A 12,281-nucleotide genomic window follows, 5' to 3' on the forward strand; every position below is an offset into this window, starting at 1 on the left:
TTGGTGGCGGGCCTGGGGGGCTGGTGCTCGGGGGGGCGGTGCTCCCGGCTCGGCTGCGCCCCCCCCCCCACAAAAAACCCCCCCCCGGACCACAAACCGGGGTGGGTCGCTTCCTGGGGGAAGTCACTTCCTGGGGAATGAGCATGCCCCCTGCATCCGTGGGGATGCAGGGGGCATGTCACGAAACACTTCAGGCGTTGGAAGGGTCTCCCGCGCTGGGGGTTTCGGGGGTGGAGTCCTTGGGCTTGGCCTTGCTCTTGCCGGTTTTCTCGTCGGTGAGCAGGGCCTCCAGTTGCGGACCCGCGATGCGGCGGAAGGACCGTCGCGGCCGGGCCTGTTCCAGGGTTGCCACCTCGAGCGTTCCGACGCCGAGCACCCGCTTGTCCTTGTCGCCCTCGGGGGTGGCCTTCTGCAGCGCCTCCAGCGCCAGCTTGATCGCCGCGTGGAGGTCCAGGCCGGGCTGATAGGTCTCTTTGAGCGCGCTGATGATGGGCTCGGTATTGCCGCCCATCACCACGTAGTCCCGCTCGTCGACTATCGAGCCGTCGAAATTGACCCGGTACAGGACCGCGTTCTGCGCCTGCTCCGGATAACCCACCTCACCGATGCAGATCTCCACCTCGAACGGCTTGAGCTGATCGGTGAAGATCGAGCCGAGCAGGGACGCGAACATGTTCGCCAGCGCCCGGCCCGTCACGTCGCGGCGGTCGTACTGGTAGCCGCGCAGGTCGGCCTGCAGGATCCCGTGCCGGCGCAGGTTCTCGAACTCGTTGTACTTGCCGACCGCGGCGAACCCCACCCGGTCGTACAGCTCACTCACCTTGTGCAGCGTCGCCGACGGATTCTCGGCGACGAACAACACGCCCTTGTCGTACACCAACACCACGACACTGCGGCCTCGTGCGATGCCCTTGCGCGCAAGTTCGGTCTTGTCGCGCATGATCTGTTCGGCCGACGCGTAGTACGGCAGTGTCATGCTGTGGCGCTCCCTTCCCGATCCGACGCCCCACGCCGCTCGACGATCGCCCGGGCGACCTCCTCCAGCCGCTCGTCCGAAACCTCGTCCGCCCCTTCGGCATTGATGGTGACCGCCGTGGGGAAGATGTTGCGCATCAGGTCGGGCCCGCCGGTGGCGGTGTCGTCGTCGGAGGCGTCCAACAGCGATTCGACGGCGATACGCAGCGCGTTGTCCTCGTCGATGTCGCGGTGGTACGTCTTCTTCAGCGACGACTTGGCGAACATCGACCCCGAGCCGACGGCGGTATAGCCGAAGCGCTCCTCACTGCGTCCGCCGACCACGTCGTAGGACACGATGCGCCCGGCCCGAGCCGGGTCGGTGGCCTCCAGATCGAAGCCGACCAGGATGGGCACCACCGCGAGACCCTGCAGGGCCGCGGGCAGGTTGTCGCGCACCATCTTCGACAGCTTGTTGGCCTTGCCGTCGAAGGTCAGCGGGACGCCCTCGATCTTCTCGTAGTACTCGAGCTCCACGGCGAACAGCCGGATCATCTCCACCGCCACGCCCGCGGTACCGGCGATGCCGGCCGCGGAGAACGTGTCGGTGATGTACACCTTCTCCATGTCCCGGCTGGCCAGCAGGTTGCCCTGGGTGGCGCGCCGGTCGCCGGCGATCAGCACCCCGCCGCGGTAGCTGACCGCGACGATGGTGGTGCCGTGCGGGGCGATGTCCTGCGACGACGCCCCGGCCGGGCCCGCGCCGGCGCGACCGAAACCGTTGCCGGGCAACAGTTCCGGCGCGACCTCACGCAGGTATTCGGAGAAGGAGGACAGGGCGTACCCCGTGTGGAGCCGCAAGGGGTCACCTGATGTCACTGGCCGCCTTTCTGAACATATGCACGCACGAAGTCCTCCGCGTTCTCCTCGAGCACATCATCGATCTCGTCGAGCAGGTCGTCGGTGTCCTCCGCCAGCTTCTCGCGACGCGCCTGTCCGGCCGCTTCCGCGCCGACCGCCTCGTCATCCTCGTCGCCGCCACCGGCGCGCTTGGTCTGCTCTTGTGCCATAGCAGCCGACCTCCTCTGTACTGATATCGGCGAGCATCGGAGAAAATCCGATGCTCGTGCCTCAACACTACCCAGCGTCGGGGACAACTTGCCGGATTACCTCGCAATGTGCCCCGCCCGCGACCGGCGTTCCGGTCCGGCGCGCCCGGCCGCGGGCACCCTAGGTGGTGAGCTGTTCGACCAGTTCGGCGGCGGTGTCCACGCCGTCGAGCAGCTTCCCGACATGCGACTTGGTGCCGCGGCGGGGTTCCAGAGTGGGAATGCGGACCAGCGAGTCGCCGCCCAGGTCGAAGATCACCGAATCCCAGCTGGCGGCGGCGATGTCGGCGCCGAAGCGGCGCAGGCATTCCCCGCGGAAATAGGCGCGCGTGTCGGTCGGCGGGGCGGTCATCGCGTCGACCACCTGCTGCTCGGACACCAGCCGTTGCATGGAGCCGCGCGCGACGAGGCGGTTGTACAGGCCCTTGTCCAGCCGCACGTCGGAGTACTGCAGATCCATCAGGTGCAGCTTCGGAGCGGCCCAGCCCAGGCCCTCGCGGCTGCGCATGCCCTCGAACAGGCGCAGTTTCGCGGTCCAGTCCAGCAGGTCGGCGGTCTCCATCGGATCGCGCTCGAGCAGGTCCAGCACGTGCGCCCACTTCTCCAGGATGTCGGTGACGCGGGCGTCGTCGGTGCCCTCGCGGCCGTGGAACTTCTCCGCCCGGTCCAGGTAGATCCGTTGCAGCGCAAGGCCGGTCAGCTCGCGGCCGTCGGTCAGCGCCACCGTGGCGCGCAGCGTCGGGTCGTGGCTGATCGTGTGCACGGCCGTGACCGGGCGGGCCAGCTGCAGATCCGACAGGTCCTCCCCCGCCTCGATCAGGTCCAGCACCAGCGCCGTGGTGCCGACCTTCAGATACGTCGACCATTCGGCCAGATTCGCGTCGCCGATGATGACGTGCAGGCGGCGGTACTTGTCGGCGTCGGCGTGCGGCTCGTCGCGGGTGTTGATGATGCCGCGCTTCAGCGTGGTCTCCAGGCCGACCTCGACCTCGATGTAGTCCGACCGCTGCGACAGCTGGAAACCGGCCTGGTCGCCGGACTGCCCGAGGCCGACGCGCCCGGACCCGGTCACCACCTGCCGGGACACGAAGAACGGGGTGAGGCCGACGATGATCTGATTGAACGGCGTGTCGCGGTTCATCAGGTAGTTCTCGTGGGTGCCGTAGGAGGCGCCCTTGCCGTCGATATTGTTCTTGTACAGCTGCATGCGGGGCGCGTTCGGCACGCTGGAGGCGTAGCGGGCGGCAGCCTCCATCACGCGTTCACCGGCCTTGTCCCAGATCACCGCATCCAGCGGGTCGGTCACCTCGGGCGCGGAGTATTCCGGGTGGGCGTGGTCGACGTAGAGCCGGGCCCCGTTGGTGAGGATCATGTTGGCCGCGCCGACCTCGTCGGCGTCGATCACGGGGGCGGGTCCGTTGAGCCGGCCCAGATCGAAACCGCGAGCATCGCGCAGCGGCGATTCCACCTCGTAGTCCCAGCGGGTGCGCTTGGCGCGCGGCACGCCCTCCGCCGCCGCGTACGCCAGCACCGCCTGGGTGGAGGTGAGAATCGGGTTGGCCGACGGCTCGGTAGGCGTGGAGATGCCGTACTCGACCTCGATTCCGATGATGCGCTGCATGACCCGAGCCTAGGCGACCGGCGGGCGCTCGGCGCGATCCCGGGTGCGGGTGTGGCCCGCCGGCGTCGGTCCGAGGTCGTAGGCCGATGTCCTCCGGATGGCGGACGACCAGCGCTATACAGTCGTATGAGAATGGTCGGCATGACCGAATCGCTCGCCCGGCGCGACACGCCCGGCTCCGATCTCACCGCGCCGCCCGCCGGTCCCCGGCCCACCCGGCTGCCCGCCCTCGACGTGCTGCGCGGTATCGCCATCCTGGGCACACTGGGGACCAACATCTGGATCCTCACCGATCCGGCGGGCCTCATCGGCTACCTCCAGGACCTCGGCGGGCCGACCGGCGCCTGGGGCTGGACCGAACGGGTACTGCAGCAGCTGGCACAGGGCAAGTTCCTCGGCCTGCTGACCATCATGTTCGGGATCGGGCTGGCTATTCAGCAGCGGTCCGCGGTGCGGGGCGGACGGGCCTGGCCGGGCGGATATCCGTGGCGGGCGGCGCTGCTGTTCCTCGACGGGTTGCTGAATTTCCTGTTCGTCGCCGAATTCGATGTGCTGATGGGGTACGCGGTCACCGGTGCGGTGGTGGCGTACCTGCTCGCCACCAGCGAGCGGGCCCAGCGCCGGTGGCTGCTCGTCGCGGCCGCGGTGCACGTGTTCATGCTGACGGCCCTCGCGGCGGCGACGGCCCTTCTCGCGCAATCGGATTCGGGCGAGGTTCGCCCGCTCGATCCGAATCCGTATGCCGAGGGCTCGTTCTGGGAGCTGGTGCTGTTCCGCGTGGAGAACGCCGGGATGTTCCGGCTGGAGCCGGTTTTCGTGTTCCCGATGTCCGTCGCGCTGTTCCTGCTCGGTGCCCGACTGTTCCGGGCGGGGCTGTTCGAGCCGTCGGGGCGGCGGTTGCGGCAGCGTCTGATGGTGCTCGGCTTCGGTGTCGCCGCTCCGCTGGATCTGGGGCTGGGCCTGTGGGACGGGGATCTGGTGCTGTTCACCCGGTACGGGACCGCGCCGCTGGTCTCGCTGGGCATCCTCGCCCTGGTCGCGCAGTTCTATATCGGCCGCAGCACTACCGGGTTCGCAGGTCGTCGCTTCAGCGAGGTCGGGCGAATGGCACTGAGCTGCTACATCCTTCAGAATCTGGTGGCTTCGGCGCTGTGCTACGGCTGGGGTCTCGGGCTGGCGGCGCGCGTCTCCCCCGGCGACCGCGCGCCGTTCACGATCGCGGTCTACCTGACGGTGTGCGTGATCATGGTGGTGTTCGCGAATCTCTGGCTGCGCCGGTTTCAGCGCGGGCCGGTGGAATGGTTGTGGCACAACAGCTATCGGGCGATCACTCGGGCACGGGCGGCGTAGCGGACATCGGTCCGACACCGCCGACACGGCCGGGCCGCCAGGCATGGGCAGCTACTTGTCACCAGCGTATGCGATCATGCGTTTTGTTCGCTTCCGGCGAGATCGCACCGCATCGGATCTCTCGGCGAGAGGCGAGCGGACGCGCGGGATCGGTCGGAACGTCGCCAGCGAACGGGGTTGAACAGTGTCGATGCCAGGGGCGCGATCGATGCCGGGCGAGCAGCCGGAAACAGCGGCGGAACCGGTCCCCGCGGCCGTTCTCGGTGGCGTAGCGCCGCACAGACCGAGCACGGACGAGCCACACAGCCCCGTTCCAGACGACGCGAGATCGCGGGGATCGGGTACAGGCGCGGAACACGCGTCTCGGTCGGGTGCGCGGATGTCGTCGACGTACGTGCTGGCCGGGTTGCTGGCGCTCGGTTTGGTGTTCGCGGGGCCGATCGCGGGCTGGTTCGGGTCCAGTGCCGAATTGCAGACCGGGGCAACGGTATTCACCGGGATATTCGTGCAGGCCGTGCCGTTTCTTGTGCTCGGCGTGGTGGTGAGCGGGGGGATCGCGGCCTTCGTCTCCCCCGATCTGCTGCGGAAGCTGCTGCCGCGCAACGAATCCGCGGCCATCGGTGTGGCGGGGCTGGCGGGCATCGCGCTGCCGGGGTGCGAATGCGGCGCCGTACCCGTCTCGCGCAGGCTGATGGATCAGGGGGCGCCCGGCGCCGCGGCGTTCGCCTTCCTGCTGTCGGCCCCCGCGGTCAATCCCGTCGTGCTGATCGCGACGGCAGTGGCCTTCCCCGGCGAGCCGGGCATGGTCGCGGCGCGGTTCACCGGCTCCCTCGCCACCGCGCTCGTGATGGGGTTCCTCTGGGCCCGGTTCGGGCGGCCGGAGTGGTTCACCACGCAACCGCGCGGGCACGAGCACTGGGTGCCCGGGCGTTCGCGGTGGCAGGTGTTCACCGAGGCCGCACGGCACGACTTCCTGCAGGCCGCCGCCTTCCTGGTGGTCGGCGCCGCCGCGGCGGCCGCACTGCACGTGCTGGTCCCGGCCGACTGGTATCGGAGCCTGGCCGGGCAGATGCTGGTGTCCATCCTGGTGCTGGCACTGCTGGCGGTGGTGCTGGCGCTCTGCTCGGAGGCCGACGCCTTCGTGGCGGCGAGCATGTCCAGCCTGCCGCTGCTGCCCCGGCTGGTATTCCTCGTCGTCGGCCCCGCGGTGGACGTGAAACTCTTCGCGATGCAGGCCGGAACCTTCGGCCGCCGATTCGCCCTGCGGTTCGCACCGGCGACCTTCGCCGTGGCGACCGGCTGCGGCACCCTGGCCGGACTGATCTTCCTGGGGGCGCGATGAACCGGGTGACACAGAACTTCGTCCTGCTGTTGATCGGCGGCGCGGTGCTGAAGATCGCGCTCGACGACACCTATCTGCGATACGTCAAACCCGGCCTGCAACCGTATCTGATCGTCAGCGGCGCGGCATTGACGCTCCTGGCGCTGGTCGTCATCGGCCGCGACATCCGAACCGGATGGGCCGCAGCCGATTCCGACCATCACCCGGGCCGTTCCCCATGGCTGCTGCTGGCGCCGATCACGGCCCTGCTGATCGTGGTGCCACCCGCGCTGGGCGCGGGCTCGGTGCAGTCCGGGAGCACCGCGCAGGCGAGCGTCGGCGCGCCCGCGGGCACCGACGACGGGAAATTCCCCTTCGGCCCGCTGCCCGCCGGCGAGGCCCCGACGATCCGCATGTACGACCTGATCGACCGCGCCTCCTACGATTCCAGCGGCGAACTCGATCGCCGCGAGGTCACCGTCATCGGGTTCATCGTGCGCACCGAGAACGACGGCGCGCCTCGTCCCGACGGCACCCGCGCGGGCGTCGACCTGGCGCGGCTGGTGATCACCTGCTGCGTCGCGGATGCCCAACTGCTCCGCGTCCACCTCACCGGCCTCGACGATCCACCGCCGGACGACACCTGGGTCTCGGTGCGCGGCAAGGTCGAACCGGACAGCGCCCGCCTCGAAACCCAGATGACGCCGACGTTCCACGTCACCGAATGGCATCCGGTCCGCACCCCGGCCCGCGTCTACGGCTGACCTCGCGTATCGGGTCCGCGCGCTACGCCGATTTCGCGTGCACCGTGCTGATCCGGCCGTAGGCGTCGAAATCCACGGTGCCGAAGATGTCCGGACCGGTGAAGGTCAGGTGGCGGCGAGTCGCGTCGAGGTCGGCGACGAGGCCACGGCGGCGCAGATAACTGCGCACCGCGCGGCGGCAATCCGAGACCGCCAGACTGGTCGCGGCCTTGGTCAGGATCGCGGCGAGGCGGGCCGGTTCCGGCCGGGGCAGGCGGAATTCGGGGTGTTCCACCAGGAACGCCGCGCGGGCGCCATCGTCTCCGACCACCGCGCTGTACCCGCTCCAGCGTCCGGTGATGATCTTCGCGGCCTCCATCAGCACCCCGACCACCTGCGACGGCGCCGGGCTCACCCCGAACATCGTGGCGAACGGCAGCTCCGCGGTGGCCAGTTCGGCGATCCGGTGCTGAACCCCGAAGTAGCGCACCGCTTCCGCCACCTCGGTCACCGGCGCGGGAAATCCGCGCGGATTCGCCCACGACCACAACCAGGACCCGGCCTCGGGCACGGCCGTCCCGAGCAGATGGAACTCCGAGCACACGAATGTCGCGTCGGCGCCGACGAACTCGAGTCGGCCACCGGACACGTCGCACCGCCAGGCATGTTCGCCGAGCAGGTCGGTCAGATGCATCTGATGCTCCAGCGACAGCAGCGCGGCGTCGTCGAGCAGATCGATCAGGGTCGGTGACAGGGGCACCGCTGGGAGATTAGTGAAACCGACCGCCCAGCACCACACGAGCCAGGCGATCGAGTCACGAAACCTGCTGCACGCGCGGGGCATCCACCCGTTCCAGCAGGTCCGCGACCATCGTGTCGCGCTGCAGCGGAACGCCGAGACTGCGCGCGTTGCCCTCGAACAGCGCCAGCACCGACGCCGACAGGATGCCCTCCACCTGCTCGGAGGTGAGCGAGGTCGCGGGATCCGCGCGCCAGCCCTCGACCACGCCGTCGACGAAGCCGATGATGCCCAGCGCCATCGGCCGCGCCCGGTCGGTCTCGATCCCGAAGCGCGCCAGCGTGGTAGCGAACAGGTCCGACAGCTGCCCGCCGATCCGATCGCGGGCGCCGGCCAGCGCCTGCGACGAATCGCCCTGCGGCGCAGCGCCGGCCAGGAACCGGTGCAGCTGGGGATGCCGGGCCACCCAGCCGACATAGGTGCCCACCGCGCCGCGCACGGCGTCCTTCACCGTGCCGTCCGCCCGCAGCGTCGGCATCAGTTCCGCCAGCAGCGATTCCAGAATGCGCCGCCGGATCTGCTCGTCCAGATCGGCGCGGCCGTCGAAATGCCGATACACCACCGGGCGCGGCAGCCGCAGGCGGTCGGCGATCTGCTGCACCGACACCTCGACGCCGTGCTCCTCGATCACCGCGACCGCGGCGTCGAGAACGTCGGCCCGGCGCTGCCGCTTGTGGCCGCTCCAGCGTGTGCTCCGGCCGTCGACGGCGGCTCCGGGCTGCCGCGCTCCGGACTTTCCGCTGGTCTTGGTCACACCGCAACGATACCCGTCGGGCTATTGACCGATACAGACTGTCTCACTAATCTGAGTGTTACAGCATGTATCAGTAAACGAGCGAATGAGAGAGCCGTCATGGACAATGCCGTCGTGCCGCCTCGCGGTACCGCGTCGCTCCCCGCGGAGTCCTTCGCGCAACGCCTGCTCACCGGCTCGGTACGGAAGTCCTACGACCCGGTGGTCGATCTGGACTGGGACGCGCCGCTGGATCCGGAGAAACTGTTCCTGCCGCCGGAGGTGGTCTCGCTCTACGGCACGGCGCTGTGGGAGTCGATGACGCCGCAGCAGCGCCGCGAGCTGTCGCGGCAGGAGCTGGCGAATGTGCTGTCGGTCGGGATCTGGTTCGAGAACCTGCTCAACCGCCTGCTGCTGCGCGAATTGATGAGCGGCGACCCGACCACGCGCCATTCGCACTACACGCTCACCGAGATGGGCGACGAATGCCGGCACATGATGATGTTCGGCAAGCTCATCGATCGGATCGAGGCACGGCCCTACTGGCCGAAAGCACCCGCGCGGCTCGGTATCTCGTCACTGCAACTGTTCCTGCGCGGGTCGATGACCTGGGTGGGCGCGCTGGTCGGCGAGGAGATCTTCGACGCCCTGCAGCGCCGCACCCTCGACGATCCGCAGTTGCAGCCACTGGTGTCGCGGGTGATGCGCATCCACGTCACGGAGGAGGCGCGCCATATCGGGTTCGCCCGGGACGCGCTGGCGCGGCGGGCGCCGACCCTGTCGCGGGCCGAATTGGCTTATACGCGTTTGTGTGTCGCGATCGCGGCGCCTCTGTTCGTCCATCTGATGACCAACCGGCACATGTACGACCGGGCGGGGCTGGACGGGCGGACGGCGCGGCGGGTGGCGCGCGGGAATCCGTATGCCAAGCGGGCTCTCGGTACCGGTGCGGCGAATCTCGGTGCGTTCCTGGACAAGCAGGGGCTTATCGGTCCGGCCGGTAAGTGGCTGTGGCGGCGGCAAGGGCTGCTGTGAATGCCGAAATCGTCGTCGTAGGGGCCGGTTTCGGCGGCATAGCGATCGCGCGGGAGTTGCGCCGGGCGGGTATCGAGGACTTCGCCGTGCTGGAACCGGGCGACGACATCGCCGAATCCGGGCGGGAGGGGCGCTGCTCGCACTGCGGCCGGAAGATCGCGCCGCGGTTCGCGGCGCCGTTCGGGGCGCGGCTGTTCGCACGGGCGGCAGCTCGTGAAGACCTGCGCCGCACGGTCGAGCGCAGCGGCCTGCGGCGTCATCTCCGGATGCGCTCGAAGGTCGTGGCCCTGGAGTTCGACGACGACGCCGACCGCTGGGACGTCCGCGCCGCCGACGGACAGTGCTGGCGGCCACGACTGGTGGTGTCGGCGGTGGGGCCGCTGCATGATCCGGCGCGGTTCGCCCGGCAGTCCATCACGGGCCGGGGCGGGCGGACGCTCGAGGAATCGTGGCGGGCCGGGCCGGAAGCATTTCTCGGTGTGGCGGTGCACGGCTTCCCGAACCTGTTCCTCGTGGCGGGACCGAATTCGCTCGGCGCGCACCGGTCCACCGGTCCGGTGATCGAGGCGCAGGCCGCGTACATCCGGCAATGCGTACAGCTCATGCGGCGTGCGGCGGCCGATCGGATCGAGGTGCGGGCGGCGACACAACACGAGTTCATTCGGCGGCTGCGGGCGAGATCGGCCGCGGTGTCGAGTGGTGGTTCCGGCGTCGACCGGGTCGTCCGGCCCGGATCCAGCGCGTCGTACCGGCGGGCGGTCCGCCGCCCCGATCCCCGGCATTTCGATCTGACCGTATCCGCGGAACGGGAAGCGGCACACGAGTATTCGGGTCCGGCCATGCTGGACGCACCCGGCGCCGAGTTGCCGGTGACGGTCACCCTGAGCGGCCATCCCGATCCGATCGATGGCCGTTATCACTGGTACGGCCGGGTGTCGGCCGCGAACCCCGCCGATCTCCCCGAGCCCCGGCGCGGACACGTCCGTCTCACCCTGCCCGGCGGTGTCGCGGCGGACGCGACACTGCAGGAGCGCGATCCCTGGGGTGGACTGCGGATCGCCGGGGTGGGTACTCCCCCGTTCCCGCTGGAGTCGGCGCCGATGCGGTGACGTGCGTCGTGCCCGGATCGGAACATGTTCGGCCGCAAGGCAACTCGGTGCGCACGGAGAGCGGCGAACCGCTGAGGGATCCCCGTGCGCACCGATGTCTCAGGCGGGCACCTTGTCCAGGAAGCCGTGCACCTGCGAGATGCGGCCCTCGTCGAGGGTGATCACGTCGAAGCCCACCACCAGCGCCTCGGCCCCGGGCGCGCCCAGATTCCAGGTGAACCGGGCGATGCCGTGATGGCCGTCGACCCGCTCGCCCAGGGTGAACCGCAGGCCCGCGAACTGCTGCTGCGCGCCGGACACCACCTGGTCGATGGCGTCGAGCCCGGTCACCGCGGCGAGCGGGTCGGTGTAGGTGGCGTCCAGCGTGTACACCTCCGCGAGCAGGGCGCGCCGCTTGTCCGCGTCCTGCTCGTTCCAGGAGTCGATGTAGCGCTGTGCGATGGCTTCGTATTCGGTGATTTCGTATTCGCTCATGAGACCAGCATCTGCGATCGGATGCCCGGAGTCGATTACGCGTCAGGTAATGCTCGCGACACCGATTCCGGTGCGGCGCAACCATGCTCGCGAACTAGAGCACCGACTTCAGCGCCTGCTCGTCGCGCGCCACCACCGCGTGCCCGTCCGGGGTGGCGATGATCGGCCGCTGAATGAGCTTGGGATGGTGGGCCAGCGCCTCGATCCAGTGATCGCGGTCGGCGCGCGTCCGCGACCAGCCGGACATACCCAGCTCCTTCGCCTCGGCCTCGCCCGTGCGGGTGATATCCCACGGCTCCAGCCCCAACTTGCTCAGCACGGCCCGCAGTTCCTCAACCCCCGGCGGTGCCTCGAGATACCGCCGCTCGGTATACGCGATCCCCGCCGCATCCAAAGCCGCCTTGGCCGCCCGACTCTTCGTACACCGCGGGTTGTGCCAAATCTCCATCTGCTCTCCAGCCATGCCCGAACGATACCGAGCAGCGCGCTGACCCGAGACAAGCCCATACGCGACCACCCAGTCCCCACAACCCGTTACACACAAACCCACAACCCGGCACGCGGCACGCGGCACCCGGCACCCGGCACCCGGCACCCGGCACCCGGCACCCGGCACCCGGCACCCGGCACCCGGCACCCGGCACCCGGCACCCGGCACCCGGCACCCGGCACCGATTGAGGGTCGCCCTGGCTGCCATGCGCCGCAACGGGTGGAACGCGCAGTGAAGTCGGCAAGCCGATTCCGCTCATCAATCGACCACGCAACACCACCACGAGTCTCGGAGCCGGACCGTCGCAGGTCTATCAGCGCATATCCGTGCAGTCGCCACCCTGCCGGGGCACCGGCAACGCGCTCGCACCACACAATGGCAACACGGCCGGACACCGGCAAGACGCCCCGACACCAACAACAACGCGGCCCGGGGCCCGGGGGGCCCCGCCCCGCGCGCCAAGGGGGTGGGGGGGTGGTCTCCCCCCCCACGGGCGGGGGCCCCCCCGGGAGGGGGGGGAACACCACGGCCCGCGCCTGCGG

Annotated in this window: 13 protein-coding genes; 5 read left to right on the forward strand and 8 right to left on the reverse strand. The window is 69.5% G+C overall.

Features of this window, described 5'->3' with window-relative positions:
- Positions 1-190: 190 nt before the first annotated feature.
- The 4 genes from prcA to dop all read right to left on the reverse strand — a co-directional run bounded on the left by prcA (position 191) and on the right by dop (position 3,684).
- On the reverse strand, positions 191-976 hold the full coding sequence (gene prcA, locus QH470_RS02315) for a proteasome subunit alpha (RefSeq protein ID WP_280270566.1): 786 nt from the start codon (positions 974-976) through the stop codon (positions 191-193).
- Positions 973-1,854, reverse strand: coding sequence for a proteasome subunit beta (gene prcB, locus QH470_RS02320; RefSeq protein ID WP_280270578.1), 882 nt, complete (start codon positions 1,852-1,854; stop codon positions 973-975). The genes prcA and prcB overlap by 4 nt, the downstream gene beginning before the upstream one ends.
- Positions 1,830-2,024, reverse strand: a complete 195-nt coding sequence (locus QH470_RS02325; protein WP_280270567.1) for a ubiquitin-like protein Pup — start codon at positions 2,022-2,024, stop codon at positions 1,830-1,832. The genes prcB and QH470_RS02325 overlap by 25 nt, the downstream gene beginning before the upstream one ends.
- Before the next feature lie 160 nt (positions 2,025-2,184).
- Positions 2,185-3,684: a depupylase/deamidase Dop gene (gene dop, locus QH470_RS02330; RefSeq protein ID WP_280270568.1), complete on the reverse strand. Its 1,500-nt coding sequence runs from the start codon at positions 3,682-3,684 to the stop codon at positions 2,185-2,187.
- A gap of 141 nt (positions 3,685-3,825) precedes the next feature.
- Between dop and QH470_RS02335 the strand changes: the two genes are divergently transcribed.
- The 3 genes from QH470_RS02335 to QH470_RS02345 all read left to right on the forward strand — a co-directional run bounded on the left by QH470_RS02335 (position 3,826) and on the right by QH470_RS02345 (position 7,119).
- Complete coding sequence (locus tag QH470_RS02335) at positions 3,826-5,034, forward strand: DUF418 domain-containing protein (protein ID WP_280270569.1); 1,209 nt, start codon at positions 3,826-3,828, stop codon at positions 5,032-5,034.
- A gap of 379 nt (positions 5,035-5,413) precedes the next feature.
- The gene (locus QH470_RS02340) at positions 5,414-6,376 is read left to right on the forward strand and encodes a permease (RefSeq protein WP_280270570.1); all 963 of its coding nucleotides are present in this window, start codon (positions 5,414-5,416) and stop codon (positions 6,374-6,376) included.
- A complete protein-coding gene (locus QH470_RS02345) occupies positions 6,373-7,119 on the forward strand; it encodes a TIGR03943 family putative permease subunit (protein WP_280270571.1) in 747 nt (248 codons plus the stop codon). The genes QH470_RS02340 and QH470_RS02345 overlap by 4 nt, the downstream gene beginning before the upstream one ends.
- 22 nt (positions 7,120-7,141) lie before the next feature.
- Here the strand turns inward: QH470_RS02345 and QH470_RS02350 are convergent, their stop codons facing one another.
- Entirely contained in the window at positions 7,142-7,858 is a 717-nt protein-coding gene (locus QH470_RS02350) for a DUF6882 domain-containing protein (RefSeq protein WP_280270572.1), read from the reverse strand.
- Between the two features lie 55 nt (positions 7,859-7,913).
- Positions 7,914-8,651 carry a TetR/AcrR family transcriptional regulator gene (locus tag QH470_RS02355; protein WP_280270573.1) on the reverse strand — a complete coding sequence of 246 codons (738 nt, stop codon included), beginning with the start codon at positions 8,649-8,651 and terminating at the stop codon, positions 7,914-7,916.
- A gap of 99 nt (positions 8,652-8,750) precedes the next feature.
- On the opposite strand from QH470_RS02355, the gene QH470_RS02360 reads away from it, so the two are divergent.
- Together QH470_RS02360 and QH470_RS02365 are read left to right on the forward strand one after the other, a co-directional pair.
- Positions 8,751-9,665, forward strand: a complete 915-nt coding sequence (locus QH470_RS02360) for an AurF N-oxygenase family protein (protein WP_280270574.1) — start codon at positions 8,751-8,753, stop codon at positions 9,663-9,665.
- A complete protein-coding gene (locus tag QH470_RS02365) occupies positions 9,662-10,774 on the forward strand; it encodes an FAD-dependent oxidoreductase (RefSeq protein WP_280270575.1) in 1,113 nt (370 codons plus the stop codon). Before QH470_RS02360 ends, QH470_RS02365 begins: the two co-directional genes overlap by 4 nt.
- A 99-nt stretch (positions 10,775-10,873) precedes the next feature.
- On the opposite strand, the gene QH470_RS02370 is transcribed toward QH470_RS02365, so the two are convergent.
- Positions 10,874-11,248: a nuclear transport factor 2 family protein gene (locus QH470_RS02370; RefSeq protein WP_280270576.1), complete on the reverse strand. Its 375-nt coding sequence runs from the start codon at positions 11,246-11,248 to the stop codon at positions 10,874-10,876.
- Positions 11,249-11,342: 94 nt separating this feature from the next.
- Entirely contained in the window at positions 11,343-11,711 is a 369-nt protein-coding gene (locus tag QH470_RS02375; RefSeq protein ID WP_280270577.1) for an ArsC/Spx/MgsR family protein, read from the reverse strand.
- Positions 11,712-12,281 lie beyond the last annotated feature (570 nt).

This window comes from Nocardia wallacei (genome assembly GCF_029868745.1).
Taxonomy (GTDB): Bacteria; Actinomycetota; Actinomycetes; order Mycobacteriales; family Mycobacteriaceae; genus Nocardia; species Nocardia wallacei_B.